The 26,543-nt window shown below is 61.1% G+C and carries 28 protein-coding genes; 16 read left to right on the top strand and 12 right to left on the bottom strand.

All coding sequences use genetic code 11. From position 1 onward, the window contains the following. Positions 1–30 precede the first annotated feature (30 nt). The 3 genes from rnd (at position 31) to BFP92_RS08635 (ending at position 2,495) form a co-directional block, all read left to right on the top strand. Positions 31–1,164 carry a ribonuclease D gene (rnd, locus tag BFP92_RS08625; protein ID WP_056857317.1) on the top strand — a complete coding sequence of 378 codons (1,134 nt, stop codon included), beginning with the start codon at positions 31–33 and terminating at the stop codon, positions 1,162–1,164. Beyond that, the gene (locus tag BFP92_RS08630) at positions 1,161–1,454 is read left to right on the top strand and encodes a YcgL domain-containing protein (RefSeq protein WP_056857316.1); all 294 of its coding nucleotides are present in this window, start codon (positions 1,161–1,163) and stop codon (positions 1,452–1,454) included. Before rnd ends, BFP92_RS08630 begins: the two co-directional genes overlap by 4 nt. 108 nt (positions 1,455–1,562) lie before the next feature. Then, positions 1,563–2,495, top strand: coding sequence for a D-2-hydroxyacid dehydrogenase (locus BFP92_RS08635; RefSeq protein ID WP_065929152.1), 933 nt, complete (start codon positions 1,563–1,565; stop codon positions 2,493–2,495). A 124-nt stretch (positions 2,496–2,619) separates the two neighbouring features. Here BFP92_RS08635 and BFP92_RS08640 read toward each other — a convergent pair whose 3' ends face one another. After that, positions 2,620–3,204: a nitroreductase family protein gene (locus tag BFP92_RS08640; protein WP_056857314.1), complete on the bottom strand. Its 585-nt coding sequence runs from the start codon at positions 3,202–3,204 to the stop codon at positions 2,620–2,622. 153 nt (positions 3,205–3,357) lie between these two features. Between BFP92_RS08640 and BFP92_RS08645 the strand changes: the two genes are divergently transcribed. Further along, the gene (locus BFP92_RS08645) at positions 3,358–3,807 is read left to right on the top strand and encodes a YcgN family cysteine cluster protein (RefSeq protein WP_058419594.1); all 450 of its coding nucleotides are present in this window, start codon (positions 3,358–3,360) and stop codon (positions 3,805–3,807) included. A 14-nt stretch (positions 3,808–3,821) separates the two neighbouring features. Then, the gene (locus BFP92_RS08650; RefSeq protein ID WP_065929153.1) at positions 3,822–5,042 is read left to right on the top strand and encodes a hypothetical protein; all 1,221 of its coding nucleotides are present in this window, start codon (positions 3,822–3,824) and stop codon (positions 5,040–5,042) included. A gap of 55 nt (positions 5,043–5,097) precedes the next feature. Here the strand turns inward: BFP92_RS08650 and BFP92_RS08655 are convergent, their stop codons facing one another. The 3 genes from BFP92_RS08655 to BFP92_RS08665 form a co-directional block, all read right to left on the bottom strand. Next, complete coding sequence (locus BFP92_RS08655; protein WP_065929154.1) at positions 5,098–5,439, bottom strand: YgaP family membrane protein; 342 nt, start codon at positions 5,437–5,439, stop codon at positions 5,098–5,100. A gap of 67 nt (positions 5,440–5,506) precedes the next feature. Beyond that, positions 5,507–5,974, bottom strand: coding sequence for an RNA methyltransferase (locus BFP92_RS08660; protein ID WP_003189607.1), 468 nt, complete (start codon positions 5,972–5,974; stop codon positions 5,507–5,509). A gap of 172 nt (positions 5,975–6,146) precedes the next feature. Further along, on the bottom strand, positions 6,147–6,521 hold the full coding sequence (locus BFP92_RS08665) for a YajD family HNH nuclease (RefSeq protein ID WP_003210675.1): 375 nt from the start codon (positions 6,519–6,521) through the stop codon (positions 6,147–6,149). Positions 6,522–6,672: 151 nt separating this feature from the next. Between BFP92_RS08665 and BFP92_RS08670 the strand changes: the two genes are divergently transcribed. Further along, positions 6,673–7,593 (top strand): ParB/Srx family N-terminal domain-containing protein, encoded by a 921-nt coding sequence (locus tag BFP92_RS08670; protein WP_065929155.1) that lies wholly within the window; start codon positions 6,673–6,675, stop codon positions 7,591–7,593. 78 nt (positions 7,594–7,671) lie between these two features. Here the strand turns inward: BFP92_RS08670 and BFP92_RS08675 are convergent, their stop codons facing one another. After that, entirely contained in the window at positions 7,672–8,358 is a 687-nt protein-coding gene (locus BFP92_RS08675; RefSeq protein WP_065929156.1) for a spermidine synthase, read from the bottom strand. Between the two features lie 78 nt (positions 8,359–8,436). On the opposite strand from BFP92_RS08675, the gene BFP92_RS08680 reads away from it, so the two are divergent. Beyond that, positions 8,437–8,721, top strand: coding sequence for a hypothetical protein (locus BFP92_RS08680; RefSeq protein WP_065929157.1), 285 nt, complete (start codon positions 8,437–8,439; stop codon positions 8,719–8,721). Here the strand turns inward: BFP92_RS08680 and BFP92_RS08685 are convergent. Both BFP92_RS08685 and BFP92_RS08690 read right to left on the bottom strand, forming a co-directional pair. After that, positions 8,718–9,191, bottom strand: coding sequence for a cyclic nucleotide-binding domain-containing protein (locus tag BFP92_RS08685; RefSeq protein WP_065929158.1), 474 nt, complete (start codon positions 9,189–9,191; stop codon positions 8,718–8,720). The two genes, BFP92_RS08680 and BFP92_RS08685, sit on opposite strands and share 4 nt — an antisense overlap. A gap of 70 nt (positions 9,192–9,261) precedes the next feature. Further along, complete coding sequence (locus BFP92_RS08690) at positions 9,262–11,304, bottom strand: S9 family peptidase (RefSeq protein ID WP_065929159.1); 2,043 nt, start codon at positions 11,302–11,304, stop codon at positions 9,262–9,264. A gap of 21 nt (positions 11,305–11,325) precedes the next feature. Here BFP92_RS08690 and BFP92_RS08695 point away from each other — a divergent pair, with 21 nt between their 5' ends. Genes BFP92_RS08695 through BFP92_RS08705 form a run of 3 tightly spaced genes read left to right on the top strand, consistent with a single transcriptional unit; the run spans position 11,326 to position 13,223 of the window. Beyond that, positions 11,326–11,862 carry an MFS transporter gene (locus tag BFP92_RS08695; RefSeq protein ID WP_065929160.1) on the top strand — a complete coding sequence of 179 codons (537 nt, stop codon included), beginning with the start codon at positions 11,326–11,328 and terminating at the stop codon, positions 11,860–11,862. A gap of 30 nt (positions 11,863–11,892) precedes the next feature. Further along, the gene (locus BFP92_RS08700) at positions 11,893–12,669 is read left to right on the top strand and encodes a class II glutamine amidotransferase (protein WP_065929161.1); all 777 of its coding nucleotides are present in this window, start codon (positions 11,893–11,895) and stop codon (positions 12,667–12,669) included. An 11-nt stretch (positions 12,670–12,680) separates the two neighbouring features. Beyond that, complete coding sequence (locus BFP92_RS08705; RefSeq protein ID WP_056857304.1) at positions 12,681–13,223, top strand: DUF2937 family protein; 543 nt, start codon at positions 12,681–12,683, stop codon at positions 13,221–13,223. 109 nt (positions 13,224–13,332) lie between these two features. Here the strand turns inward: BFP92_RS08705 and BFP92_RS08710 are convergent, their stop codons facing one another. Beyond that, positions 13,333–14,247 (bottom strand): LysR family transcriptional regulator, encoded by a 915-nt coding sequence (locus BFP92_RS08710; RefSeq protein WP_065929162.1) that lies wholly within the window; start codon positions 14,245–14,247, stop codon positions 13,333–13,335. Positions 14,248–14,422: 175 nt separating this feature from the next. On the opposite strand from BFP92_RS08710, the gene BFP92_RS08715 reads away from it, so the two are divergent. The 3 genes from BFP92_RS08715 to BFP92_RS08725 are packed head-to-tail and all read left to right on the top strand — an operon-like array spanning position 14,423 to position 16,775. Then, on the top strand, positions 14,423–15,163 hold the full coding sequence (locus BFP92_RS08715; RefSeq protein ID WP_065929163.1) for a 5-oxoprolinase subunit PxpA: 741 nt from the start codon (positions 14,423–14,425) through the stop codon (positions 15,161–15,163). Continuing rightward, positions 15,160–15,864 (top strand): 5-oxoprolinase subunit PxpB, encoded by a 705-nt coding sequence (gene pxpB / locus BFP92_RS08720; protein WP_065929164.1) that lies wholly within the window; start codon positions 15,160–15,162, stop codon positions 15,862–15,864. The genes BFP92_RS08715 and pxpB overlap by 4 nt, the downstream gene beginning before the upstream one ends. Further along, positions 15,861–16,775: a 5-oxoprolinase subunit C family protein gene (locus BFP92_RS08725; protein WP_065929165.1), complete on the top strand. Its 915-nt coding sequence runs from the start codon at positions 15,861–15,863 to the stop codon at positions 16,773–16,775. Before pxpB ends, BFP92_RS08725 begins: the two co-directional genes overlap by 4 nt. Before the next feature lie 43 nt (positions 16,776–16,818). Here BFP92_RS08725 and BFP92_RS08730 read toward each other — a convergent pair whose 3' ends face one another. The 3 genes from BFP92_RS08730 to BFP92_RS08740 all read right to left on the bottom strand — a co-directional run bounded on the left by BFP92_RS08730 (position 16,819) and on the right by BFP92_RS08740 (position 20,070). Continuing rightward, the gene (locus BFP92_RS08730) at positions 16,819–17,997 is read right to left on the bottom strand and encodes a vWA domain-containing protein (RefSeq protein WP_065929166.1); all 1,179 of its coding nucleotides are present in this window, start codon (positions 17,995–17,997) and stop codon (positions 16,819–16,821) included. Then, positions 17,997–18,842, bottom strand: coding sequence for an AAA family ATPase (locus tag BFP92_RS08735; RefSeq protein WP_065929167.1), 846 nt, complete (start codon positions 18,840–18,842; stop codon positions 17,997–17,999). The genes BFP92_RS08730 and BFP92_RS08735 overlap by 1 nt, the downstream gene beginning before the upstream one ends. 151 nt (positions 18,843–18,993) lie before the next feature. Beyond that, positions 18,994–20,070 (bottom strand): DUF748 domain-containing protein, encoded by a 1,077-nt coding sequence (locus tag BFP92_RS08740; protein ID WP_017137403.1) that lies wholly within the window; start codon positions 20,068–20,070, stop codon positions 18,994–18,996. A gap of 124 nt (positions 20,071–20,194) precedes the next feature. On the opposite strand from BFP92_RS08740, the gene cysK reads away from it, so the two are divergent. Further along, a complete protein-coding gene (cysK, locus tag BFP92_RS08745; RefSeq protein WP_056857297.1) occupies positions 20,195–21,169 on the top strand; it encodes a cysteine synthase A in 975 nt (324 codons plus the stop codon). A 276-nt stretch (positions 21,170–21,445) separates the two neighbouring features. Beyond that, positions 21,446–22,384 carry an aspartyl/asparaginyl beta-hydroxylase domain-containing protein gene (locus BFP92_RS08755; RefSeq protein ID WP_065929169.1) on the top strand — a complete coding sequence of 313 codons (939 nt, stop codon included), beginning with the start codon at positions 21,446–21,448 and terminating at the stop codon, positions 22,382–22,384. A 128-nt stretch (positions 22,385–22,512) separates the two neighbouring features. Here BFP92_RS08755 and acnA read toward each other — a convergent pair whose 3' ends face one another. Beyond that, complete coding sequence (gene acnA, locus BFP92_RS08760) at positions 22,513–25,254, bottom strand: aconitate hydratase AcnA (protein WP_065929170.1); 2,742 nt, start codon at positions 25,252–25,254, stop codon at positions 22,513–22,515. A gap of 196 nt (positions 25,255–25,450) precedes the next feature. On the opposite strand from acnA, the gene rlmM reads away from it, so the two are divergent. Beyond that, positions 25,451–26,527 carry a 23S rRNA (cytidine(2498)-2'-O)-methyltransferase RlmM gene (rlmM, locus tag BFP92_RS08765; RefSeq protein WP_065929171.1) on the top strand — a complete coding sequence of 359 codons (1,077 nt, stop codon included), beginning with the start codon at positions 25,451–25,453 and terminating at the stop codon, positions 26,525–26,527. The last annotated feature ends 16 nt before the right edge of the window (positions 26,528–26,543 follow it).

Below are 26,543 nucleotides of genomic sequence, written 5' to 3' on the forward strand. Positions count from 1 at the left end.
ACTGCGCGCCATTCTTCAAGGGAGAGCCGTGTGGCCATCGATATTCACTGGATCTGCGACAACGATAGCCTCGGCCAGCATTGCGCCGAATGGCAGCAGTTGCCATTCGTCGCCCTCGACACCGAATTCATGCGGGTCGACACCTTTTATCCCATTGCCGGGCTGATCCAGATCGGTGATGGCGTTCGCGCTTACCTGATCGACCCCCTGACCATCGACAACTGGCAACCCTTGGCCGCCTTGCTGGAGAACCCGGCGGTGATCAAGGTGGTGCATGCCTGCAGCGAAGACCTGGAAGTGCTGCTGCGTCTGACCGGCAGCCTGCCGGTGCCGTTGTTCGACACTCAATTGGCGGCGGCTTACCTGAACCTCGGTTTCTCCATGGGCTACTCGCGCCTGGTGCAGGCCGTGCTGGATATCGAACTGCCCAAGGGCGAAACCCGCTCGGACTGGCTGCAGCGACCATTGTCCGAGACGCAGGTGAGCTATGCCGCCGAAGACGCGGTGCACCTGGCCGAGGTCTATGTGCGCTTGCGCCCGCAGCTGTCGGATGACAAATACGCCTGGGTACTGGAAGACGGCGCCGAGCTGGTGGCCAACCTGCGCCGCGAAGTCGACCCGTATGAGGTGTACCGCGACGCCAAGCTGGCGTGGAAACTCTCGCGTGCCCAACTCGCGGTATTGCGCGAACTGTGCGCCTGGCGCGAACAGCAGGCCCGTGCCCGAGACCTGCCGCGCAACCGCATCATTCGTGAGCACTCGTTGTGGCCCCTGGCCAAGTCTCAGCCGGATAACCTCGCCGCGTTGGGCAAGATCGAAGACATGCACCCGCGCACCGTGCGTCAGGATGGCCAGTTCCTGCTGGACCTGATCAAACGCGCCGCCAGCGTGTCGATGGACCAGTGGCCGCCCGCCGTGGCCGAACCGTTGCCGGTGGATGCCGCTGCGCTGATCAAGCAACTGCGCGCCCTGGGCCAGGCCGAGGCCGAGCGCCTGGAGATGGCGCCGGAACTGATGCTGCGCAAGAAAACCCTCGAAGCCCTGGTCAAGAGCGGCTACCCCGATGGGCCTTATACATTGCCAGACTCGCTGCGTGGCTGGCGCCGCGAGTTGATGGGCCAGGCGCTGCTCGACAGCCTGGCCACTGCCGGAGAACAGCCTTGAAACGTATTTGCTCCATTTATCGCAGCTTGAAAAAAGACGGGATGTACCTCTACGTGCTCAAAAGCGATGCGCTGGAGCGCGTGCCGGAGCCGTTGATGGCCGCCTTCGGCAAGGCTCATCTTGCGTTCGAGATGATACTGACGCCCGAGCGCAAGCTGTCGCGCGAGGACATCACCGTGGTTCTGGAAAACCTCGACAAACAGGGCTACCACCTGCAAATGCCGCCGGCCGAGGACGAGTACATCGAACACTTGCCCGAAGAGCTGCTGCGCCGCAACGACCCGATGTAACCGTTCAGTGCCCTGTTCAGGGCACATTCTTTTATGGACTCGTATTCGATTGGCGGTGGCCGTAAGGAAGCGGGCGGCCGTCTGCACTGTTTTTGAAAGGTTTGAACCATGCGTGTTCTGATTGCTGAACAGGATCACCCGCTCTACGCCCAATTGCTGAGCGAAGCGGCCCCGGACGTTGAGGTGTTGACCAGCGGCGACTCCGCCCAATTGTCGCGCCTGGCCGCCGATTGCCCGGTTTGGCTGGGCCAGCCTGACCTGCTCGCCACCCTGCTGCGTCAGGGCCATAAGCCGCAATGGCTGCAATCGACCTGGGCGGGTATTACGCCACTGCTGGCCGACGGCTTGCCGCGCGACTACCGCCTGACCCGCGCGGTCGGCATCTTTGGCCAGGTCATGGCCGAGTTCGTGCTCACCTATATGCTCGGGCATGAGCGCGAAGTGCTGGCGCGGCTGGTCAGCCAGGTCGAGCGCAAGTGGGACAACCGCATGGGCCAGAGCCTGGCGGGGCGCAAGGTGTTGGTGGTTGGCACCGGTGATATCGGCCAGAGCGTGGCTGATTTTTTGCTGCCGTTTGGCGTCAAGCTCTACGGGATCGCCAGCAGCGCGCGGGAGCAGGCACCGTTTATCGAAGTGGCCGGCCTGGACCAACTGAGCCGGCTGGTGGGCGAGGTGGACTACGTGATCAACCTGTTGCCGAACACGCCTGACACCCATGATTTGTACGATGCGGCGCTGTTCAAGCAATTCAAGCCGACCGGGTTGTTTATCAACGTCGGGCGCGGCGTGGCGGTGGTCGATGCCGACTTGGTCGAGGCACTCAAAGAAGGGCACTTGGCCGGTGCGGTGATCGACGTGTGCCGTCAGGAGCCTTTGCCGCAACGCCACCCGTTCTGGACCGCCTGGGGTTTGCTGCTGACCGGGCACAGTTCCGCGCCGACGTCGCCGGGGATGATGGTGGAGTTGTTTGTGCAGAATCTGCGGGCTTATCAGGCCAAGGAAGCGTTGCGCGGGGAAGTCAGCTTCGAAAGGGGTTACTGACACAACGCCGGAAAAAATGTGGGAGCGGGCTTGCTCGCGAAAGCGGAGGGTCAGGCACAAAATGTGGCGACTGATACACCGCTTTCGCGAGCAAGCCCGCTCCCACATTGGATCTATGCAAGGTTTACAGGCTGAAGTCACCCTCGGACACCAGCTCGCTCAGCGGCCGACGCGGGCTTGGCGCTTCACGACCTTGCAGGTACTCCGGCAAGCTCGACTTGTCCCCCAGCTTACCCACGGCCACAGCCGCGTGCAGCGCATAACCTTCAGGAATCTTCAGCTCCTTGCGGGTCAGCTCCTGATCGAAACCGGCCATGCCGTGGGTGTGCCAGCCACTGAGGCTGGCTTGCAGCGCCAGGTGGCCCCAGGCTGAGCCTGTGTCGAAGGTGTGCCACAGCGCCGGGGTTTCTTCAGTGGCGCCGGGGGCGATGAAGTCGGTTTTCGAGGCGATGATCACCAGGGCTGACGCGTGTTGCGCCCAACCACGGTTGAATTCATTGAGCAAACCCAGGAAACGCTCCCAGTTTGGCGTGTCGCGGCGCGCATAGAGAAAGCGCCACGGCTGCGAGTTGTAAGCCGATGGCGCCCAGCGAGCGGCTTCGAAGAAGCTCAGCAGCGTCTCTTGCGGGATGCTTTCGCCGGTAAAGGCGCGGGGCGACCAGCGCTCGGTGAATTGGGTGTGGATCGGGTAATCGGCAACGCGTGTCATGGGCAGTTCCTGATCGTCAATTCGGCCTTCAAAGCTACTGCGCGCCCACTGGGCTGACAAGTGTTGTTGCACCGCCAGTCGTAAGCGCTTGGCCCCAGGCGCCTTGGGCACTAGACTGGCGGCCTTTTCACCTACCGATACTGATGTAGAGCCATGGCCGCCAAAGTCGAACCTTTCTGGATACGCAAAACCCTTGAACACCTCGACCAGGAGGAGTGGGAGTCGTTGTGCGACGGCTGTGGTCTGTGCTGCCTGCAAAAGCTTGAGGATGAAGACGACAACAGCGTCTATTACACGCGCATCGCCTGCAAACTGCTTGATCTAAAAACCTGCCAGTGCAGCGACTATGCCAACCGTCGCGCCTCGGTGCCTGACTGCATCCAGCTCACGCCGGGCCAGGCCGACCAGTTCAAATGGCTGCCGCCGACCTGCGGCTACCGCCTGGTCAGCGAACGCAAGGACCTGCCGCTGTGGCACCACCTGGTGTGTGGTGACCGCGATGCCGTGCACCATGAACGCATTTCCCAGTCCGGCCGTATGCTCGCCGAAGGCAGCGTGCCCGAAGATGACTGGGAGGATTACCTGATCTTCCGCGCAGGCTGAAAAAAGGAGTGTGTATGAGGGTGGCAACCCGGCTGGCGGCATCCTTGGTGCTGCTGACACTGAGCCTGCCTGCGTGGTGCGCGAAGAAAGTCGACCTGGATTATCACGTCAAACTGCTGCCCCAGAGTGATCAGGCCGAGGTGCGCGTGAGCCTGTCCCAGGGCTCGGCCGTGCGCAGCCTGAACTTCGACCTGGGCCGTGACGGCGACTACAGCGACTTCAAGGCCGACGGCCAATGGCAGGTCACCGGCAGCCGTGGCCTGTGGCAACCCAGCGCCGACAAAGCCAGCCTGACATACCGCGTGCGCCTTAGCCATGCGCGCAAGCCGGGCGTGTATGAAGCGCGGGTGACGCCGAGCTGGGCGCTGTTTCGCGGCGAAGACCTGGTGCCGGCTGCGCGACTGGACCAACAGGACGGCATTGAGCTTGTGTCGCGGCTGATGTTCGAGTTGCCGGCCGGCTGGCAAAGCGTCGAAACCGCCTGGCCGCGTATCGGCAAGCATAAATTTCGTATCGACAATGTGTCCCGCCTGTTCGACCGGCCCACCGGCTGGATGCTCGCCGGTAACCTCGGCAGCCGTCGCGTGCGCCTGGGTGACACCGACGTCACCGTGGCCTCGCCCAAGGGCCAGGCCATGCGCCGTATGGATGTGCTGACGCTGCTGACGTTCGTGTGGCCGCAAGTGGAAGCTGCACTGCCGCGCCATCCGGCCAAGCTGTTGATCGTCGGCGCCAGCGACCCGATGCGCCGTGGCGCTTTCTCGGCGCGCGATTCGATTTACCTCAACAGCCGCACGCCGCTGATCAGCGAAAACGGCAGCAGCCCATTGTTGCGCGAAGTGGTGCAAGCCATTGGCCGCTTTAACGACCACGATACCAGTGACTGGATCAGCGAAGGGTTGGGCGAGTATTACGCCATTGAACTGCTGCGGCGTGCCGGCGGGATTACCGATGAGCGCTATGCGGCGATACAGACGCGGTTGGCCAGGGAAGGCAAGGGCGTGACCAGCCTGCGCGGCGATCACATCAACGGTGCGACCGTGGCGCAGGCGGTGCTGGTGTTGCAGGAGCTGGACCGCGAGATCCGCGTCAAGACCCACAACAAGCGCTCGCTGGATGATCTGGCGCAGGCGGTGATGCGGGCGAACAGTGTGAATACGGCGGAGTTTGTGCAGTTGGCCGAAAGTGTGATCGGCGAGTCGTCGGTGGTGCTGGACAACAAATTATTGCGTTGACCCAAAACAACTGTGGGAGCTGGCCAGTTCCCACAGTTGATTGGGGTTGGCCGGGCTATTTAGTGGCTTTCTCCGCCGCCACTTCAGCCTTGGTCTTCAAGTTCTTCAACTCTTCGCCCGCGCGTTCGATCCTGGTACGCACGCTGTTCATTTCCTGGCGGCCTTGCTCCAGCTTGTCCTTGAGCGAGCTGTGCCCGGTCACGCCGCGCACCAGCGCCACGCCACCAATTGCCACCTGGATCAGCCCGAAGATGCCGCCACGGCGCAGGCCTTTGCCGACCATCATCACACCGCCGGCCACCGAAAGAATGCGTTCCGACCCGTGCACGTTTTGCGCGCTTTTGGCGGCTGGTTGCAGGTGTTCGATGATAGGTCGCAGGGTTTTGCTGTCGCTCATGGTGTGTCTCCAACAAAGGCAAGTGTAAGTAGCTGACTGTTTGCAGGCGTCGGATGTTCCCGAAATATCAGTACTTGGGGCCCGAGCGGGTGTTGTTGCCTTTGGCCAGACGGTCGTAGAGCACCACATTGACGGTGGCGGCCAGGTTCATGCAGCCGGTGGTCGGGATGTACACCACGTCTTCACACCAATCGCGGATCTCTTTGTCCAGCGAGCCGTCTTCGGGGCCGAAGATGTACAGCGCGCGGTCGGGGTGCGTGTACTCGGGCAGCGGGCGGGCGCCTTCCACCAGCTCCACGGCGACCGGGATGCAGCCCAGCGGCAGGATCTTTTTCAGGTCATCGATGCCGATCAACGGAATGTCGTGGTGGACCTTCTTGGTGTCGGTGATGAAATCCCGGGCGCGCTCGTAACGCACGCCGGTGTAAAACACCGAGGCCACGCCGTAGCAGCCGGCGGCGCGCATCACCGAGCCGACGTTTTCGGGGGATTTGGGGTTGTACAGACCGATGCAGCTGTAGCGTTTATTGCCCACGGGGAAGGGTGCCTTGGAGGAAAACCGCGATTATACGGCCTCAACGAGATGCAGTGTTTGTGCTATCGCCTTCGCGAGCAAGCCCGCTCCCACATTTGTCCGCGTACATCATTTGGAATGCGGTCGAATGTGGGAGCGGGCTTGCTCGCGAAGAGGCCAGTACAGGCAGCCTCTAGTCGTCCTTCTTCATCAACCCCGCCAACGCCGCAAACGGGTTGTGCGTGGCCTTGGCAATCGTCGGGCTGCTGGTGGAGCCTTCGCCGAAGTACTGCTGGTCGGTGTAGCGCGAGTGTTCGTTGTCGTGGCAGTACAGGCACAGCAACTCCCAGTTGGAGCCGTCCTGGGGGTTGTCATCATGATTGTGGTTGCGATGGTGTACGGTCAGTTCGCTCAAGCGTTTGCCGGCAAACTCACGGGCGCAGCGGCCGCACACGTGCGGGTACATCTTCAAGGCTTTGTCGCGGTAGCCCATTTCCCGGTCGCGCTGGGCATCGGCGAGGATGCGGTCCAGCTTGGCGGTGTGGGAGGGCGGGTTGGTCGAGCTCATCATGGCTCCTGGCTATTTTGGGGTTCACGGATAGGGTTGATTCTAGCCGCTCGCGCGGCAAATGACCGCTGGCTTTTTCAGCCGCGGTACAGCCGGGCTTGAGCGAAGGTTTGTAGTATCGGCACATTCACTTCACAAGGATCTGAAACCTATGCGTGTGTACACATGGACCGCAGCCCTGCTGCTCAGCGTGCTGGCCGCTCAAGCCCAGGCGTTTTCCACACCCAGGCCCGGCCAGGTGATCGAGGTGGCCCTCGAGCAACTGCACCCGACCCAGGCCGTGGTGGGCTTTGACCAGATCTACTACAGCCTGGGGCTGTTCGCCGACAAACCGGCCAAGGTGTTCGACGAATACTGCGAAACCAACGGCCAGGGCGCCGCCGACAACGTGCCGAAGAAAGCCGACCTGCACCAACCCGACAGCTTCACCTGCAAGGACCCGGTGGGCACCCACCCCGACGACATGAAAACCGTGGTGGTCGGCCCCGGCGGCCAGTTGTACCTGACCGACGGTCACCACAGCTTCACCACCTTGTGGGAAGTGCCCGGCGGCGGCCCGCAGTTGAAAATGTGGGTCAAGGTGACCGATGACTTCAGCAACAGCGCCGACATGAATACCTTCTGGCAGCGTATGGAGGCGGCCCGCAAGGTCTGGCTCAAGGACAATCAGGGCCAGACCCTGCCGCCGCAGCAACTGCCTGCGCACCTGGGCTTCAAGAACCTGCAGGACGACACCTTTCGCAGCCTGGTGTATTTCACCCGCAAGGCCGCCTACGGCAAGCCGGACGATGGCGCGATTGCGCCGGAATTCCTGGAGTTCTACTGGGGCAACTGGCTGCGTACGCAGATTGATTTGAAGGCGTACAACCTGAACAAGAAGGGCGGCTACAAGGATGCGATTGAAGCGGTCGCCAAGCGCATGGTCAGCCTGGCGCCGGGTTCACAGGTGGGCAGCAGCGGTTTCACCGCCAGGCAATTGGGCGGTATGACCCAGCTGGACCAGGGCGAGCTGGACAAGACCTTCGAGAAAAAAGTGCCGTATGTGGTCGACTACCGCAAATCCCGAAACTGACGCAGAACCAAAAATATGGGAGCTGGTTTGTGTGGGAGCTGGCCAGTTCCCACAGGGAATGTGTGCTGTCAGCGGGCCTCAGCCCTTGAGCTTCTCGGCAATCCAGATGGTATGCCGGGTGCCCTTGTTGCCATGGGCAAACACTTGCACTTCTTCGGCCTTGAACCCGGCCTTGCGCAGTTTGTCGCTGAACAGCTTGTCGGCGCTGGCTGACCATACCGCCAGCACGCCTTTGGGCCGCAGCGCCTTGGCACACGCGGCCAGGCCACCGGCCGAATACAGCCAGCTGTTGGCCTTTTGCGTCAGGCCTTCGGGGCCGTTGTCCACATCCAGCATGATCGCGTCAAAGCCCTGGGGCTCGGCCTGCAGGACCTTGGCTACGTCTTCCATGCGGATCACCGTGCGTGGGTCCAGCAGCGGACGGCCGGATTTTTCCCCCAGCGGGCCACGGTTCCATTCCACGACGCCGGGCACCAATTCCGCCACCACCACTTCAGCGCTCTTGCCCAAATGCTTGAGTGCCGAGGCCAGGGTGAAGCCCATGCCCAGGCCGCCGATCAGCACCCGCGAACCCGGCCGACCGGCGACTTTACGGCACGGAATTTCCGCCAGCGCGTCTTCGGAGCCATGCATGCGCGTGTTCATCAACTGGCCGCCGTCTCCGCCCTGGATCTTGATGACAAAATCCTCGCCGTATTCGAACAGGCACAAGGCACCGCCGTTATCGGGGATTGGGGTGGTGTCGAGCAGAACGAAACGTTTCATGGAAATCTCATTGGGAAGGGCATTCTTGCGCGGTTGGGAGTAGCCTTACGACATTCCGGTCAGGCCATGGAGCCATCGATGAAGTGCAGCATTCTAACGGTCATTGCGTTGAGCGCGCTCACATTGGGTGCGGCGCAGGCGCAAGAGGCGCAAACCGTGCCGGTGGCGCCAGCGCCAACTCCCGGTGCGCCGGGCACACCGACGCCCACCTTGTACCCGCAAGTCACCCCGCCCGTGGCGCCCAAAGCCTCTGCGAACGGTTCACCGGCGCTGGTGCCGATTGTGTTGCCAACGCCGCCCAAGGATCAGACGGTGCCCGGCCTGCTGCAAAATGACAGCAAGCCGAAGACGCCCGGCGGTTAAAACTGCTGGGACAGTAATTGCCCGTCGGCCATGCGCAGGCGCTTGGACAAGGCAATCGCAATCGCGCGAATGATCTTGGCCGCCACCCTGGGGGCTTCGTTGAGCATTTTTTCCAGCGCATCCTTGCCCAGGTTCAACAGCACGCAATCACTGGCGGCCACGCAACTGGCGGAGCGGCGCTCGCCGTCAAGCACCGCCATCTCGCCAAAAGCCCGGCCACTGCGCAGGGTGGCGATGGTCAGGCGCTGGCCGCTGTGATTGGTTTTCTGCACGGCCACCTGGCCGCTGTGCAGGATGCACATAAAGGTGCCGGCATCGCCCTCGAGGAAAATCACCTCGTCGCGGGCAATGCTGCTGATATTGAAGTAGCCGGCGGCCACGTGAAAATCTTCCGGCAACAGTGGGTCGAACAGGCCGCAATCCATGAGCATGTCGCGAATTTCGTTGTTCATCAGAGTCGGTAGTGGCATAGCTGCAGTCTTGGTCCATCAATCAAGTCGGGCGGTCTTGTGTTCAGACAGGACCGCCAAACTAAGTTCCTTAAACGAGGCCCAGGGCCTTGAAGACAAATCCATATTCGAGCGCTACGTCACGTAATCCCTGATAACGCCCGCTCATTCCGCCATGGCCGGCACCGAGCTCGGTCTTGAGCAGCAACAGGTTGGGGTCGGTTTTGGTGTCGCGCAATTTGGCCACCCACTTGGCCGCTTCCCAATATTGCACGCGGCTGTCGTTGTAGCCGGCAATCACCAGCATGTGCGGGTAAGCCTGGGCCTGGACGTTTTCGTACGGTGCGTAGGCCTTGATGCGTTCATACACCTCGGGCTCTTGCGGGTTGCCCCACTCGTCGTACTCGGTGATGGTCAGCGGCAGTTCCGGGTCGAGCATGGTGTTGAGCACGTCGACGAACGGCACTTCGGCAATCGCCGCCTGGAACAGCTCCGGGCGTTGGTTGAGCACCGCGCCGATCAACAGGCCACCGGCGCTGCCGCCGCTGATAGCCAGCTGCTTGGAGCTGGTCAGCCCTTCGGCGATCAAGTGCTCGGCGCAGGCGATGAAGTCGCTGAACGTGTTCTGTTTATGCGCCTGCTTGCCGTTGCGATACCAGGCTTCACCCAGTTCGCCGCCGCCGCGTACATGCGCGATGGCAAAGGCCACGCCGCGCTCCAGCAGGCTCAGGCGCGCATGGGAGAACCACGGGTCGAGGCTTGAACCGTAGGCGCCGTAGCCATAGAGATACAGCGGCGTGGGTTTGCCCAGTTGATCACGCTTGACCACCAGGCTGATCGGCACCTGGGTGCCATCTGCAGACGTCGCCCACAGCCGTTGGCTGACATAGTCGTCGGCGTTGAACACGCCGAGTACCGGGGTTTCCTTGAGCACCACCTGCGCGCCGCTGGCCAGTTCAAGCTGGCGCACCTGGGCCGGACGGTTCAGGGCTTCATAACGCAGGCGAATCTTGTCGCTGGCAAATTCCAGGCTGTTTTGCACGTAAAGGCTGTAGGCGGCGTCAGGCAATTCCACGCGATAGGCGCTCGAACCCTGCGGGTGCACTTCGATCACCGGCAGGCCGCCGATACGCAGGCTCAAGGTCATGGCGCCGGCATTGAGGGTCACGCCGTCGAGCATCACGTCATCGCTGTGGGGGATCAGGTTCTGCCATTGATCCTCAGTCGGCACACTGCCGGTGTCGGCGGCAACGAACAGCGCATAGTTGATACCGTCACGGTTGCTGCGGATAAACCAGGTCCATTTATCATCCAGCATGCCGTGGTCGACATCGTATTCATGGTCTTCGACCCGTGGCGCCAGGCAGGTGAAAGCCTGCTGTGGCTGGTCGGCGTCCAGCGCCCAGATTTCGCTGGTGGTCTTGCTGCCCAGAGCCAGCAGCAACTGGCGCTCGGAGCTGGAACGGTAGCAATGCAGGAAGAACCGCCCGTCGGGCTCGTGGAACACTTCCTGCGCCGCCGTGCCATCCAGGCGGTAGCGATAAAGCTTGTGCGGGCGATGGGTGTCGTCCAGTTCGCCGAAGAACAGCGTCAGGCTATCGTTGGCCCAGGTCATGCTGCCGTCGCAGTCTTCAAACTCCAGTTCGCTGACCTTGCCGGTGGCCAATTCCTTCACGTACAGGGTGTAAATCTCTTCACCACTGGTGTCGAGGCTGTAGGCCAGGCGCTGGTGGTCGGGGCTGATGCTGAACGCGCCAAGGGAGAAAAAGCCGCCATTGGCCAGCACGTTCGGGTCCAGCAGTAGTTCTTCGCTGCTTTCATCCACCCCGTTGCTGTCATCCGTCGGGCGACGGCAGCGGTAATGGCGGGCGTATTCATCACCGGCGGTGGTGCGGGTGTAATACAGGTACGGGCCCCACGGCGAAGGCAACGACAGGTCGGTTTCCAGGATGCGGCCCTTGATCTCTTCGAACAGGCTTTCGCGCAGGGCTTGCTGGTCGGCGAGCTGGTCTTCCTGCCAGGCGTTTTCGGCTTTGAGGTAGTCGAGCACTTCAGCTGTGTCACGTTCCTGCAACCAGGCGTACGGGTCTGGGCCTTGGGCCTTGCGGGCGATCGGGGCGGTCGATATAGGCATGGATCACTCTCTGTCTGGCGGATGGTGGCAGGCATTGCAGCCGAGACACGCAAAAGCCGTTATCATAGCCGCCTCTTTGCCAGCCTTGCCATGGACACCATGACCGAGAACGACTATCTGACCGCTTGGGGCCTTTACGCCTTCGCCGCTTTGGGCTGCCTGTTGGTGTGGTGGCGCATGACCCGCTGGATCTGGCGCTGGCTGCGTGAGCCGCTGCAATTGCTGATGGCGGTGTTGCTGTTCAGCCCGACCATCGTCGACCCGGTCAAGACCCAGTTTGCGCCGGCCGTGGCCATTACCGCGCTGGACCTGGTGCTGCATGTGGGCAATAACGCCTGGCGCGCCATCTCCGACCTGTTCATGTACACGATGATCGCGTTTGGCGTGTATATCGTGATCGTGTTGATCCGCTGGCCCATCGAGCGCGCCGCCAACGCCCGCCGTGAGCGCAAGGCCGCCGCCGATGCCGCCCTGGCCGCCGAGCCGGTAGACGAAGACGACGAACCTTTCCGTCGCCCGGCGCCTGCCGGCAATCTGCGGGTTGAGCCGCGCCTTTAACGTTGTAAGCCCTGCAGCGAGAGCCCTGGCATGTGTGAATTATTGGGCATGAGTGCCAACGTCCCCACCGATATCGTGTTCAGCTTTACCGGGCTGATGCAGCGCGGCGGGCGTACCGGCCCCCACCGCGACGGTTGGGGCATCGCATTTTACGAAGGCCGTGGCCTGCGGCTGTTCCAGGACCCGGCCGCGAGCAGCGAGTCGGAAGTTGCGCTGCTGGTGCAGCGTTATCCAATCAAAAGTGAAGTGGTGATCGGCCATATCCGCCAGGCCAATGTGGGCAAGGTGAGCCTGGCCAACACGCACCCGTTCGTGCGCGAACTGTGGGGCCGTAACTGGTGCTTTGCGCATAACGGCCAGCTGGCCGACTTTCACCCGCGCGCCACGTTCTACCGGCCGGTGGGCGATACCGACAGCGAAGCGGCGTTCTGCGACCTGCTCAACCGCGTGCGCGAAGCCTTTCCGGAACCGGTGGAAATCGAGCAAGTGCTGCCGGACCTGATCGCCGCCTGCGCCGAGTACCGCAGCAAAGGCGTGTTCAACTGCCTGCTCAGTGACGGTGACTGGCTGTTTTGCTACTGCTCGACCAAACTGGCACAGATCACCCGGCGCGCACCGTTTGGCCCGGCGCGCTTGAAAGATGTCGACGTGATCGTCGATTTTCAGGCCGAAACCACGCCCAATGACGTGGTCACGGTGATCGCCACCGAACCCTTGACCGACAATGAAAACTGGACCCGCTACGAACCGGGCCAATGGAGCCTGTGGCGACGTGGTGAATGCGTCAGCCAAGGCGTTACCGAGTAAGGATATCGACCATGTTGCTCAGTTATCTGCGGTTGGTGCTGTTTGCCATTGGCTTGTTGGTCGGCGTGCAAGTGCCGGGGTTTATCAACGACTACGCCAAGCGCGTCGAAGCCCATTTGATCGAAGCCCAGACCGGCCTGCGCGGCTTCGATGCCACGGCGCAGCAGTTCTTCAATGGCGACTTGCAGGCGCTGGTGGCCCATTACCGCGCCAGTGATGACCCGGTGTTTCGCAGCGATGCCAACAGCCTGGGCACTTTGCTCGATCGTCAGGTGGCGTTGGACAAGCAGTTCCAGGCCATGCAAGGCCCGTGGTACATCCGTGCGCTGCAAGTGGCGGTGGCGGCCGACCCGGATATCCGCCTGGAAACCTGGAATGGCTACAGCTACCAGATTTTGCTGACGCCTGAGGCGATGGGCTGGGGCCTGGGCGGGGCGATGCTGTTGTCGTTCGGCCTCGAATGCCTGTTCCGCCTGATCGACTGGGTGGTGTTGGGCGGCAAGCGCCTGCGCCAGAGCCGACCGATCGAAGAGCGCGACCTTAAAGGCCTCTAAAGATGATCGTTCCCACGCTCTGCGTGGGAATGCCTCTTGTGACGCTCAGCGTCAGGCTTTGGGACGCAGAGCGTCCCGGGCTGCGTTCCCACGCGGAGCGTGGGAACGATCATTGGCTTAGTACCATCCTTTCTTCACCCACTTCCTCGGCATACCGCGCCACTACTTTCTGGCACAACCCCACAATCTCCTCCACCAACTCCACCCCCACACGCCACGACACCACCACCTGCAAATTCGGCAGGCGTTGCGCCATGGGCAGCATCACCAACTCTGCGCGGGCCAGTTCTTCCATCACCAGCACCGGCGGTAACGCGCCAATCCCGAAACCATCGCGCAGCAAGCGGGTAATCGCCGACACCGAGTTCACGCAGTTCATGCGTGGCGAGGCCACCCCGTTGGCCTGCATCAGGCTCAGCACATCCTGGTGCGGGTGGGAATTTTTCGAGTAGGTGATGATGCGCTCTTGGGCCAGTTCGGCGAGGGAGGCGTAGTCACGGTTGTAGAGAGACTGGCTGGCGACGATCCAGGCCATGGGATGGCTGGCCAGCTCCAGGCTGCGCACGGTTTCCAGGCGCAGCAGGTCGGTTTGCAGGATCAGGTCGAGGAAGCCTTTTTGCAGCTGATCGCTGAGGTTTAACGCGGTATCGGCGACCAGTTCGATTTCTACTCGCGGGAAGTGCTCCATCAATTGCGCCACCAACTGGCTCAGCCAGGTGTGGATCACCGTGTCCATGGCGCCGATGCGGATGCGCCCAACCTTGCTGCTGGTGGTCTCCAGGGACTGCTTCAAACCCTGCATAGTGACCATCATCTGCTCGGCATAATCGAGTACCTTCACGCCTTCCGGGGTCAGGCTCACGCCGCGTGAGTCGCGCAGCAACAGCTTCACACCCAACTCGCTTTCGAGCACGGCGATGCGGCTGGAAATCGAGGCCTGGGTAGTGAACAGCTTCTCGGCGGTCAGGCGAAAGCTCTTGAGCTTGGCCACCCAAACGAAGGTTTCGAGGAACTTCAAATTCATGGGATCAACTTTTCTTATGCTTGGATCGGTTTTTATTAGTTGGACGCCGCACCGGGCAAACGCCAAAAATCGAACCATTGCACGATAAGCGTCGCTGGGGTGTCAGGACAAGTTGCGAGTTCTGCGTGAAAAATCCCACACTACAAAAAATACAACGCCTACAGGAGTATCCACCGTGAGCCGCTTGCTATTGAATTGTGATATTGGCGAAAGCTTTGGCAACTGGACCCTGGGTCTGGACGCCGAGGTCATGCCGTTCATCGATTGTGCCAACGTGGCTTGCGGCTTTCATGCCGGCGACCCGAGCATCATGCGCAAGACCGTCGGCCTTGCGCTCAAGCACGGTGTGCAAGTAGGCGCGCACCCGGCCTACCAGGACCTGCAAGGGTTTGGCCGCCGCTCCATGAACTATACGCCGCAAGAAATCCAGGACCTGATGCATTATCAAATCGGTGCCCTTGATGGTATCTGCCGGGCACAAGGTTCGCGTGTCAGCTACGTCAAACCCCATGGTGCGATGTACAACGACATGATGGCTAACCCGGCTCAATTGCGCGCGGTAATCCAGGCGGTGGCCGCCTATGGCGATCTGCCGTTGATGCTGCTGGCCATGCGTGACAACAGCGCGGCTCAGGCGTTGGCTGACGAATATGGGGTCACGCTGTGGTTCGAAGCCTTCGCTGATCGTGCCTACGACCCTACAGGCCATCTGGTTTCCCGCCAGGTGCCGGGTGCCGTCCATCACGATTGCGACACTATCGTGCAACAAGCCCTGACCATTTCCCGTGGGCAAGCCCTGACGGCCAGCGACGGCAGCGCCCTGGTGTTGCAGGCCAACACCCTGTGCGTGCACGGCGACAATGCCAGCTCGATCGCCGCTGTGCAGCGCATCCGCGAGGCGTTGAAGCCAGCATGAAGCCACGCATCGAAGTGGTGGCCATCGACTGCCTGATGGTGCGTCTGTTTGAGGTGATTGCCGAAGCCAACATGCCGTGGATGCTCGCCGCCACCCAACGTCTGCGTGAAAGTTTTGGTAACGCGCTGGTGGATCTGGTGCCGTCCTACACCACCTTGATGGTGCATTACGACCTGACTGCGCTAAGCCCGGCCCAGGCGCGGGAGTTCATTAGCCAAGCGCTGAACGACCTGCAACCCCAGGCGCAAGGCAGCGGCCAGTGCCACGTGTTGCCGGTGTGGTACGACCTGAGTGTCGGCCCGGAACTGACCTTGCTCAGCCAGCGCAGCGGGTTGTCGGTTGAGGACGTGATTCATCGTCACAGTGCCCACGAATACCAGGTATTTGCCCTCGGTTTCGCCCCCGGCTTTGCCTTTATGGGGTTGGTGGACGAAATCCTCGCCACGCCACGCCTCAACACACCGCGTAAACGCGTGGCGGCCGGCAGTGTCGGGATTGCCGAGCGGCAAACCGCTGCCTACCCGGTGGTGTCGCCGGGCGGCTGGAACCTGATCGGCCGCACCCCGGCCAAACTGTTCGACCGTGAGCGTGATGGCTACAGCCTGATGCAGCCGGGCGACACGGTGCGTTTCGAAGCAGTTGATCACGCCGAATTCATCAATCTGGGTGGCGATGACACGCCGTTGGAGGCGCAGGCATGAGCCGCTTGTTGATCGAGGCCAGCACGCCGCTGTGCCTGTTGCAGGACGCCGGGCGCTTTGGCGTGCGCCACCTGGGCGTGACCCAGGGTGGGGCACTGGATTGGGTGTCGATGTCTTGGGCCAATTGGCTGCTGGGCAATGCGCTGGATGCACCGGTGGTGGAAATCACCTTGGGCGGGTTTACCGTGCAGGCCGAAGACTATTGTTTGCTGGCATTGGCCGGGGCGGATTTGGGCGCCTATATCGACGAGCGCGCCATTAACCCTGGGCGCAGTTTTATCCTGCAAAAGGGCCAGCGTCTGCGCTTTACCCAGCCGTTCAGCGGTGCGCGGGCTTACCTGGCGGCGCCCGGCGGGTTTGATGCGCCGGCTGTGCTGGGCAGTTGTGCCACGGTGGTGCGTGAGGCATTGGGCGGGCTGGACGGTTTAGGCAAGGCCTTGGCCGAAGGCGGGCGGTTGGTTTATTCCGGTACGGGCGGCGCGATGAAAGTGCTGAGCACGCCTGATCTGCCGGCCAAAGCGCCGCTGGAGGTGATTGTCGGCGCGCAGATCGGCCAGTTCAGCGGGCAGAGCCTGTTCGATGCATTCAATACCGACTGGTCGCTGGACAGCCGCGCCGATCGCATGGGCATGCGTTTGCTGGGCACGCCGTTGCAGTACCAGGGGCCGTCGTTGATTTCTGAAGGGATTGCGCTGGGTGCGATCCAGGTGCCGCCGGATGGGCAGCCGATTGTGTTGCTCAATGATCGGCAGACCATTGGTGGGTATCCACGTTTGGGCGCTTTGACGCCGTTGGCGCTGGCGCGGCTGGCGCAGTGTTTGCCAGGGGAGACGGTGAGGTTGGCGCCGGTGGTGCAGGAGACGGCGCATCGGCAGCACATCGAGTTTTTGCAGCGGTTTAACGCGATCTAAAAATGTGGGAGCGAGCAAGCCCGCTCCCACATTTGATCTTCATTTACTTGGAAAGAAACCGCATCCCTTCTTCCAACCCACGTAACGTCAGCGGGTACATCTGATCCTCCACCAACTCGCGCACAATTGCCGTCGACGCCGTATAACCCCAGGTGTCTTTCGGGTAGGGGTTAATCCAGATCAGCTTCTTGTACTTGGCCATGAAGCGCTGCATCCACACATACCCAGGCTCTTCATTCCAGTGCTCGACGCTGCCGCCGGCCTGGGTGATTTCATACGGCGCCATCGACGCATCGCCGATAAAGATCACTTTGTAGTCGGCGCCGTACTTGTGCAGCAGATCCTGGGTCGAGGTGCGCTCCGAAGTGCGGCGCTGGTTGTTCTTCCACACCGACTCGTACACGAAGTTGTGGAAGTAGAAGTACTCCAGGTGCTTGAACTCGGTTTTGCACGCCGAAAACAGCTCTTCGCAGATCTTCACGTGAGCGTCCATCGAACCGCCGATATCGAACAGCAGCAACAGCTTGATGGTGTTGCGCCGCTCCGGGCGCATCTGGATATTCAGTAAGCCGGCATCCCGCGCCGTGTGGTCGATGGTGCCGTCGATATCCAGCTCTTCAGCCGCACCCTGACGCGCAAACTTGCGCAGGCGGCGCAGGGCGATCTTGATATTGCGCGTGCCCAGCTCGACCTGATCGTCGAGGTTCTTGTATTCGCGCTGGTCCCAGACCTTTACGGCTTTGCCCTGGCGTTTGCCGGCATCGCCAACCCGAATACCCTCCGGGTTGTAGCCGCCGGAGCCAAACGGGCTGGTGCCGCCGGTGCCGATCCACTTGTTGCCGCCGGCGTGGCGTTCTTTCTGTTCTTCCAGGCGTTTCTTGAACTCTTCGATCAACTTGTCCAGGCCGCCAAGGGAATGGATCTGCGCGCGTTCCTCATCGGTCAGCGAGCGTTCGAATTCCTTGCGCAGCCATTCTTCAGGGATCAACGCCTGCAAGTGGTCGTCGAGCTTTTCCAGCCCATTGAAATAGGCGCCGAACGCGCGGTCGAACTTGTCGAAATGCCGCTCGTCCTTGACCAGAATCGCCCGGGCCAAGTAATAAAACTCGTCCATGTCGGCAAAGACCACGCGCTGTTTAAGCGCGTTGATCAGGTCGAGCAGTTCGCGCACCGACACCGGTACCTTGGCGGCGCGCATCTCATTGAACAGGTTGAGCAGCATCAGCGATTACCGCGACGGCTCATGAACGCCAGACGCTCCAGCAGCTGTACGTCCTGCTCGTTCTTGACCAGGGCGCCGGCCAGCGGCGGAATGGCTTTGGTCGGGTCGCGCTCGCGCAGCACGGCTTCGCCGATGTTGTCGGCCATCAACAGCTTGAGCCAGTCGACCAGCTCGGAGGTGGACGGCTTTTTCTTCAGGCCCGGCACTTTGCGCACGTCGAAGAACACGTCCAGCGCTTCGCTGACCAGGTCCTTCTTGATGTCGGGGTAGTGCACGTCGACGATTTTTTGCAGGGTGCTGCGATCGGGGAAGGCGATGTAGTGGAAGAAGCAGCGGCGCAGGAAGGCGTCCGGCAGCTCTTTTTCGTTGTTGGAAGTAATGATGATGATCGGGCGTTTCCTGGCCTTGATGGTCTCGTCGATTTCGTAGACGTAGAACTCCATCTTGTCGAGTTCCTGCAACAGGTCGTTGGGGAACTCGATGTCGGCCTTGTCGATTTCATCGATCAGCAGAATCACGCGCTCATCGGCCTCGAAGGCTTCCCAGAGCTTGCCTTTTTTCAGGTAGTTGCGCACATCGTGGACTTTCTCATTGCCCAGCTGCGAGTCGCGCAGGCGGCTGACCGCGTCGTACTCATACAGGCCCTGATGCGCCTTGGTGGTCGACTTGATGTGCCAGGTGATCAGCTTGGCGCCGAAGGATTCGGCCAACTGCTCGGCAAGCATGGTCTTGCCGGTGCCCGGTTCGCCCTTGACCAGCAGCGGCCGCTCCAGGGTGATGGCGGCGTTGACGGCCAGTTTCAGGTCATCGGTAGCCACATAGGCCTGGGTGCCTTCGAACTTCATCGGTCATTCCTCGAATTCATCAATGCCCGGACTATACCGCGCAGCCCCGGCGACTGTGAACGCAGACGGGTTATTCAGTCTCTGAATGGCCGGTCACATCGCAGGCCAACGGGCGGGGGTTATGCTGATGCTTATGTGGGAGCTCCCAGGGTTAGTTGGCGGAAGGCTTGGGCTGTTCATAACGAGCGTTGAACGCTTGAATAAAACCGTTACGCAAAATCGCCAAAAACGCAGAGAACGCGCTGATATCTTGCTGATGCACGCTGCCACTGAGTTCCACGCGGGTGGCAAACTGGTTTTTGTTCTGGTTTTTGAGCACGGTTTCGCTGGTGCCTACCACGGCTTCCCAGATCGAGCGGAAGATGTTTTTGTCCTTGTTTTCCACGTCCTGTTTCCAGTCGAACACTTCTACATCGCGCAGCAGCGGCTTGATATAGCCAGTGAGCTGGCCTTTTTCCGCTTGGGCTTCAATCACCACGTCGCCGGTGCCAGCCTTGAAGTCGAATTTGCCATAGGCCGAGGCGAAGTCGTTCATGCGTTTAAGTTGCAAGTCGCGGGCGCGGAAGCGGAATTCGAAGTCTTCAAAATTATTTAAAGGATCAAAGGTTGCGTTGGCCTCCATAGGGGCCTGGCCCTGCAGCAGGGCCTTGCCTTCGAATCGCGCGTCGCGTTTGCCTTTGAGGTCTACCACGTTGGTCAGGTTGTACAGACTGGCATTGACCTCGGTGGCCTTGATGTTCACCTGGGGCTTGGAGCTGAAATTATGAAAGGCGATCTTGCCATCTTCAATGCGCACTTCATTCAGCGTGATCGGCAGCAGTTTTTTCAACTGTTGCTGCCAGTCTGTGCCCTTACCGGTTTGGGACGCCTGTTTGTTGGCACCGCCGTCGACGAAGTTGATTTCAGGCTTTACGAAATGGCCCTCGGCGACGACGGCATGGTCGTACCACAACGAGTGCCAGCTGACCGCAAATTCAATCAGCGGCGCGTTGACGAACGGCACCGGCACTTTGCCGTCGACCTTGACAATTTTCAGGCCATTAATGCGGTAGGCACCACGCCACAAGGCCAAGTCCACGTCAGTGACCTGGCCACGGTAATCGCCCATGTCGGCCAGCTTGTCGTTCAGGTAATTGCGCACCAGATAGGGCAGGGCCAGGTCCAGGGCGATCAGTACTACCACCAGTACGGCGACGATCCATAGCAGCCCACTGTAGCGACGTTTCATGTCAATGCTCTCCAACGGTATAGGCGATGGACCGCACGCGCGGGCGCAACGTTCCTCTGACTGGACGCCCAAAGGCCTGAGGCATACCCTTGGGGCCTTCTTGAAATTGCCTTAAGGACCCGTCATGAGCCGTATCTTTGCCGACAACGCGCACTCCATCGGTAACACGCCCCTGGTGCAGATCAACCGCATTGCGCCGCGTGGCGTGACCATCCTGGCCAAGATCGAGGGGCGTAACCCGGGTTATTCGGTGAAATGCCGCATTGGCGCCAACATGATCTGGGACGCCGAAAGCACCGGCAAACTCAAGCCGGGCATGACCATTGTCGAGCCGACCTCCGGCAACACCGGCATCGGCCTGGCGTTTGTCGCCGCCGCCCGTGGCTACAAGCTGCTGCTGACCATGCCGGCCTCCATGAGCATCGAGCGCCGTAAAGTGCTCAAGGCCCTGGGCGCCGAGCTGGTGTTGACTGAACCGGCCAAGGGCATGAAGGGCGCCATCGACAAGGCTGGTGAAATTGTCGCCGGCGACCCGGCTACCTACTTTATGCCGGCCCAGTTCGAAAACCCGGCCAACCCTGCAATTCACGAGAAAACCACCGGCCCGGAAATCTGGAACGACACCGACGGCGCGGTGGACGTGCTGGTGGCGGGCGTGGGCACTGGCGGCACCATTACCGGGGTTTCGCGCTATATCAAAAACATTGCCGGCAAGCCGATTCTGTCGGTGGCGGTTGAGCCGAGGGTGTCGCCGGTGATCACCCAGGCGCTGGCCGGTGAAGAAATCAAGCCGAGCCCGCATAAAATCCAGGGCATCGGCGCCGGGTTTGTGCCGAAAAACCTCGACCTGTCGATGGTTGACCGCGTGGAACTGGTGACCGACGACGAATCCAAGGCCATGGCCCTGCGCCTGATGCAGGAAGAGGGGATTTTGTGCGGTATTTCCTGCGGCGCCGCCATGGCGGTGGCCGTGCGTCTGGCCGAGAAGCCGGAAATGCAGGGCAAGACCATCGTGGTGATCCTGCCGGACTCCGGCGAGCGCTACCTGTCGAGCATGCTGTTCAGCGATCTGTTTACCGAGCAAGAAACCCAGGCGTGATGCTCACCTGTGATGATCGTTCCCACGCTCTGCGTGGGAATGCCGCCCCGGACGCTCTGCGTCCTGCTTTGAAGGCGTGACGCAGAGCGTCACAAGCTGCATTCCCACGCGGAGCGTGGGAACGATAGGCCGCTCATCATCGGAGTTGATGTATATCAGCCGGTCGGCCTGGGCCTTCTGCATAATGGCCCAAGTGTTTATCATGGCCGGCTGCTACGTCTGGTTTCCCGTTGACGGGAGGTTGCTGGCCAGGCGCTTATTTTCAGGAGTTGCTGCATGACCTTTTCTTTGGCCGCCAAACTGTCGGTGCTGGCGTTGTTTATCGGCAGCATTCTGTATGTGCACTTGCGCGGCAAGGCGCGTTTGCCGGTGTTGCGCCAGTTCGTCAACCATTCGGCACTGTTCGCCCCCTATAACGCCTTGATGTACCTGTTCTCGGCCGTGCCGTCCAAGCCGTACCTGGACCGCAGCAAGTTCCCGGAACTGGATGTGCTCAAGGACAACTGGGAAGTGATCCGCGAAGAGGCCATGCACCTGTTCGACGAGGGTTATATTCGCGCCGCCGAAAAGAACAACGACGCCGGTTTCGGCTCGTTCTTCAAGAAGGGCTGGAAGCGTTTCTACCTCAAGTGGTATGACAAACCGCTGCCATCGGCCGAGGCGCTGTGCCCGAAAACCGTGGCCTTGGTCAGCAGCATCCCCAACGTCAAGGGCGCGATGTTCGCGCTGTTGCCGGGCGGCAGCCACCTCAACCCGCACCGCGACCCGTTTGCAGGCTCCCTGCGTTATCACTTGGGCCTGTCCACGCCGAATTCCGACGACTGCCGCATCTTCGTCGACGGCCAGGTTTACGCCTGGCGCGACGGTGAAGACGTGATGTTCGATGAAACCTATGTGCATTGGGTCAAGAACGAGACGGAAAAGACTCGCGTGATCCTGTTCTGCGATATCGAACGCCCGCTGAGCAACCGCCTCATGACCGGCGTCAACCGCTGGGTCAGCAAGCAGCTGGGCCGCGCGACAGCGCCGCAAAACCTGGATGACGAACGGGTGGGCGGGATCAACCAGGCCTATGCCTGGAGCAAGACCTTCAGCGACAAGTTCAGTGGTGTGGTCAAGCAGTGGAAGCGCAAGCATCCCAAGGCCTATCGCATTGCGCGGCCGGTGCTGGCGGTGGTTGTGTTGGTGCTGCTGTGGAAGTGGCTGTTCGGCTAAATTGAAATACGATCAAAACTGTGGGAGCGGGCTTGCTCGCGAATGCGCAGTGTCAGTCGATACTTTAATTGACTGACCCACCGCATTCGCGAGCAAGCCCGCTCCCACATTTGGTTTTGCAGTGTTGCTTACGACGCGATCAACTGGCGCAGCACATAGTGCAAGATGCCGCCGGCCTTGAAGTACTCCACCTCATTAAGCGTATCAATCCGGCACAGCACCTCAACCTTCTCGCTGCTGCCGTCTTCGCGGGTGATCACCAGCGTCAGGTTCATCCTTGGCTCGATCTCGGCATCGGTCAGCCCCAGAATGTCGATCTTCTCCTTGCCGGTCAGCTTGAGCGCCTTGCGGTTCTGGTCCAGTTTGAACTGCAACGGCAATACGCCCATGCCCACCAGGTTGGAACGGTGAATCCGCTCGAAACTCTCGGCGATCACCGCCTTGACCCCCAGCAGGTTAGTGCCCTTGGCCGCCCAGTCGCGGCTTGAGCCGGTGCCGTATTCCTGGCCTGCAATCACCACCAGCGGCGTGCCCGAGGCCTGGTACTTCATCGCGGCGTCGTAGATCGGCATTTTCTCGCCGGTAGGGATGTACAGCGTGTTGCCGCCTTCTTCGCCACCGAGCATTTCATTGCGGATACGGATATTGGCAAAGGTGCCGCGCATCATCACTTCATGGTTACCCCGACGTGAGCCGTAGGAGTTGAAGTCACGCGGCTCCACGCCCTGTTCGCGCAGGTAACGGCCAGCGGGGCTGTCGGTCTTGATATTGCCGGCGGGGGAGATGTGGTCGGTGGTCACCGAATCGCCCAGCAGGGCCAGCACGTTGGCGCCCTTGACGTCTTCGATCACCGGCAATGGCCCGGAAATATCGTCGAAGAACGGCGGATGCTGGATGTAGGTCGAATCCTTCTGCCACACATAGGTGGCCGCCTGTGGCACTTCAATCGCCTGCCACTGCTCGTCACCGGCAAACACTTCGGCATATTCCTTGTGGAACATGCCGGTGCTGACCTGGGCCACGGCGTCGGCAATCTCCTGACTGCTCGGCCAGATGTCTTTGAGGTACACCGGCTTGCCGTCCTTGCCTTCGCCCAGCGGCTCGCTGCTGATGTCGATGCGCACGGTGCCGGCCAAGGCATAGGCGACCACCAGCGGCGGCGAGGCCAGCCAGTTGGTTTTCACCAGCGGGTGTACGCGGCCTTCAAAGTTGCGGTTGCCCGACAGCACCGAAGCCACGGCCAGGTCGGCCTTCTGAATGGCTTTTTCAATTGGCTCGGGTAATGGCCCGGAGTTGCCGATGCAGGTGGTGCAGCCGTAGCCGACCAGATCAAAGCCGAGCGTGTCGAGGTAGTGGGTGAGACCGGCCGCCTTGTAGTAGTCGGTCACCACTTTGGAGCCGGGCGCCAGGGAGGTTTTCACCCACGGCTTGCGGGTCAGGCCTTTTTCCACGGCTTTTTTCGCCACCAGCCCTGCGGCCATCATCACGCTGGGGTTGGAGGTGTTGGTGCAGGAGGTAATTGCGGCGATCACCACCGCGCCGTTTTTGAGGCGGTAGGTGTGGCCGTCGTACTCGTAATCGGTTTCGCCGACCAAATCCGCATTGCCCACGGCAACCCCGCCGCCGCCTTCACTTTCCAGGCGGCCTTCTTCTTTGCTGGCGGGTTTGAATTGCAGGTCGAGAAAGTCAGTGAACGCCTGGCCGACATTCGGCAGTGACACGCGGTCCTGCGGGCGTTTCGGCCCGGCCAAGCTGGCTTCGACGCTGCCCATGTCCAGTGCCAGGGTGTCGGTGAACACCGGTTCCTGGCCGGCGTTACGCCACAGGCCCTGGGCCTTGGTGTAAGCCTCCACCAACTTGACGGTCTCGGCAGGGCGGCCGGACAGGCGCAGGTAGTCCAGCGTCACCTCGTCCACCGGGAAAAAGCCGCAAGTGGCGCCGTATTCCGGGGCCATGTTGGCGATGGTGGCGCGGTCGGCCAGGGGCAGGTCGGCCAAGCCGTCTCCGTAGAACTCGACGAATTTGCCGACCACGCCTTTTTTACGCAGCATCTGGGTGACGGTCAGCACCAGGTCGGTGGCAGTAATACCTTCTTTCAATTTACCGGTCAGCTTGAAGCCGATCACTTCCGGGATCAGCATCGACACCGGCTGGCCGAGCATCGCAGCTTCCGCTTCGATGCCGCCCACGCCCCAGCCGAGTACGCCCAGGCCGTTGATCATGGTGGTGTGGGAGTCGGTGCCCACCAGCGTGTCGGGGAAGGCGTAAGTACGGCCGTCTTCGTCTTTGGTCCACACCGTGCGGCCCAGGTATTCGAGGTTAACCTGGTGGCAGATGCCGGTGCCCGGTGGCACCACGCTGAAGTTGTCGAAAGCGTTCTGGCCCCAGCGCAGGAAGGCGTAGCGTTCGCCGTTGCGCTGCATCTCGATGTCGACGTTTTGCTCAAAGGCGTCGGCGTTGCCGAACTTGTCGACCATCACCGAGTGGTCGATCACCAGGTCCACGGGGGAGAGCGGGTTGATGCGCTGCGGGTCGCCACCGGCCTTGGCCACGGCGGCGCGCATAGCGGCCAGGTCGACCACCGCGGGTACGCCGGTAAAGTCTTGCATCAATACGCGGGCCGGGCGGTACTGGATCTCGCGGTCGGACTGGCGCTCTTTGAGCCAGGCGGCGATGGCCTTGAGGTCAGTGCCGGTCACGGTTTTGTTGTCTTCCCAGCGCAGCAGGTTTTCCAGCAGCACCTTGAGGGACATCGGCAGCTTATCCAAGTCACCCAGGCTCTTGGCGGCTTCGGGCAAGCTGAAGTAGTGGTAGGTCTTGTCGTCGATCTGCAGGGTTTTAAGGGTTCTCAGGCTATCTAGCGATGACATTACATGACTCCTTATGGTCCGCACGGCTACGGACCTGACGGGACGAACAGAGCTTTCAACTTAGCGCTGTTTTCATTAGCAGGCTAATAACTGGACTCTATCGTTAAGTCCAAGGTTCCGAACTCGGCTATCATGCGCGCGTTTTCATGACAGGTATTGCGATAGCGCAAGGCCGGTTGAGTCACCAGGAGAGTTGATGAACACCCTTTTTATGCACTGCCGCCCGGGTTTTGAAGGCGAAGTCTGTTCCGAGATCGCGGAACACGCCGCGCGCCTGAACGTTTCCGGCTACGCCAAGGCCAAGACCGGCAGCGCCTGCGCCGAATTTGTCTGCACCGAAGAAGACGGCGCCCAGCGCTTGATGCACGGCCAGCGGTTTGCCGAGCTGATCTTCCCAAGGCAGTGGGCGCGCGGGGTATTTATCGACCTGCCGGAAACCGACCGCATCAGCGTGATCCTCGCCCACCTGCGCGAATTCCCGGTGTGCGGCAGCCTGTGGCTGGAGATGGTCGACACCAACGACGGCAAAGAGCTGTCGAACTTCTGCAAGAAATTCGAAGTGCACCTGCGCAAAGCCCTGCTCAATGCCGGCAAGCTGGTGGACGACCCGAGCAAGCCGCGCCTGCTGCTGACCTTCAAAAGTGGCCGCGAAGTGTTCATGGGCCTGGCCGAGTCGAACAACTCGGCCATGTGGCCGATGGGCATCCCGCGTCTCAAGTTCCCGCGTGACGCGCCCAGCCGTTCGACCCTGAAGCTGGAAGAAGCCTGGCACCACTTCATCCCCCGCGACCAGTGGGACGAACGCCTGCACGGCGACATGACCGGCGTCGACCTCGGCGCAGCACCCGGCGGCTGGACCTGGCAACTGGTCAACCGCGGCATGCTGGTGACCGCCATCGACAACGGCCCCATGGCCGAAAGCCTGATGGACACCGGCCTGGTACAGCACTTGATGGCCGACGGCTTTACCTTCGTGCCCAAGCAGCCGGTGGACTGGATGGTCTGCGATATCGTCGAGAAACCGGCGCGTAACGCCGCGCTGCTGGAAACCTGGATTGGCGAAGGGCATTGCCGCGAAGCGGTGGTGAACCTGAAACTGCCGATGAAGCAGCGTTATGCTGAGGTAAAGCGTTTGCTTGAGCGCATCGAAGACGGCTTCAAGGCCCGTGGCATTCGAGTGGAAATCGGCTGCAAGCAGCTGTATCACGACCGTGAGGAAGTGACCTGCCACCTGCGTCGCTTGGTGGATACGAAGAAACCTAAATCCCGCTGATTGTGTGTCTGGCTAA

Origin of the sequence: Pseudomonas sp. 58 R 3 (assembly GCF_900006605.1) — a bacterium.
GTDB lineage: Bacteria > Pseudomonadota > Gammaproteobacteria > Pseudomonadales > Pseudomonadaceae > Aquipseudomonas > Aquipseudomonas salomonii.

Coding starts and splice junctions, on each gene's coding strand:
- BFP92_RS08635 (WP_065929152.1), top strand. CDS start 1,563: ATGCGTGTTCTGATTGCTGAACAGGATCACCCGCTCTACGCCCAATTG.
- BFP92_RS08640 (WP_056857314.1), bottom strand. CDS start 3,204: ATGACACGCGTTGCCGATTACCCGATCCACACCCAATTCACCGAGCGC.
- BFP92_RS08645 (WP_058419594.1), top strand. CDS start 3,358: ATGGCCGCCAAAGTCGAACCTTTCTGGATACGCAAAACCCTTGAACAC.
- BFP92_RS08650 (WP_065929153.1), top strand. CDS start 3,822: ATGAGGGTGGCAACCCGGCTGGCGGCATCCTTGGTGCTGCTGACACTG.
- BFP92_RS08655 (WP_065929154.1), bottom strand. CDS start 5,439: ATGAGCGACAGCAAAACCCTGCGACCTATCATCGAACACCTGCAACCA.
- BFP92_RS08665 (WP_003210675.1), bottom strand. CDS start 6,521: ATGAGCTCGACCAACCCGCCCTCCCACACCGCCAAGCTGGACCGCATC.
- BFP92_RS08670 (WP_065929155.1), top strand. CDS start 6,673: ATGCGTGTGTACACATGGACCGCAGCCCTGCTGCTCAGCGTGCTGGCC.
- BFP92_RS08675 (WP_065929156.1), bottom strand. CDS start 8,358: ATGAAACGTTTCGTTCTGCTCGACACCACCCCAATCCCCGATAACGGC.
- BFP92_RS08680 (WP_065929157.1), top strand. CDS start 8,437: ATGAAGTGCAGCATTCTAACGGTCATTGCGTTGAGCGCGCTCACATTG.
- BFP92_RS08685 (WP_065929158.1), bottom strand. CDS start 9,191: ATGCCACTACCGACTCTGATGAACAACGAAATTCGCGACATGCTCATG.
- BFP92_RS08690 (WP_065929159.1), bottom strand. CDS start 11,304: ATGCCTATATCGACCGCCCCGATCGCCCGCAAGGCCCAAGGCCCAGAC.
- BFP92_RS08695 (WP_065929160.1), top strand. CDS start 11,326: ATGGTGGCAGGCATTGCAGCCGAGACACGCAAAAGCCGTTATCATAGC.
- BFP92_RS08700 (WP_065929161.1), top strand. CDS start 11,893: ATGTGTGAATTATTGGGCATGAGTGCCAACGTCCCCACCGATATCGTG.
- BFP92_RS08705 (WP_056857304.1), top strand. CDS start 12,681: ATGTTGCTCAGTTATCTGCGGTTGGTGCTGTTTGCCATTGGCTTGTTG.
- BFP92_RS08710 (WP_065929162.1), bottom strand. CDS start 14,247: ATGAATTTGAAGTTCCTCGAAACCTTCGTTTGGGTGGCCAAGCTCAAG.
- pxpB (WP_065929164.1), top strand. CDS start 15,160: ATGAAGCCACGCATCGAAGTGGTGGCCATCGACTGCCTGATGGTGCGT.
- BFP92_RS08725 (WP_065929165.1), top strand. CDS start 15,861: ATGAGCCGCTTGTTGATCGAGGCCAGCACGCCGCTGTGCCTGTTGCAG.
- BFP92_RS08730 (WP_065929166.1), bottom strand. CDS start 17,997: ATGCTGCTCAACCTGTTCAATGAGATGCGCGCCGCCAAGGTACCGGTG.
- BFP92_RS08735 (WP_065929167.1), bottom strand. CDS start 18,842: ATGAAGTTCGAAGGCACCCAGGCCTATGTGGCTACCGATGACCTGAAA.
- BFP92_RS08740 (WP_017137403.1), bottom strand. CDS start 20,070: ATGAAACGTCGCTACAGTGGGCTGCTATGGATCGTCGCCGTACTGGTG.
- cysK (WP_056857297.1), top strand. CDS start 20,195: ATGAGCCGTATCTTTGCCGACAACGCGCACTCCATCGGTAACACGCCC.
- BFP92_RS08755 (WP_065929169.1), top strand. CDS start 21,446: ATGACCTTTTCTTTGGCCGCCAAACTGTCGGTGCTGGCGTTGTTTATC.
- acnA (WP_065929170.1), bottom strand. CDS start 25,254: ATGTCATCGCTAGATAGCCTGAGAACCCTTAAAACCCTGCAGATCGAC.
- rlmM (WP_065929171.1), top strand. CDS start 25,451: ATGAACACCCTTTTTATGCACTGCCGCCCGGGTTTTGAAGGCGAAGTC.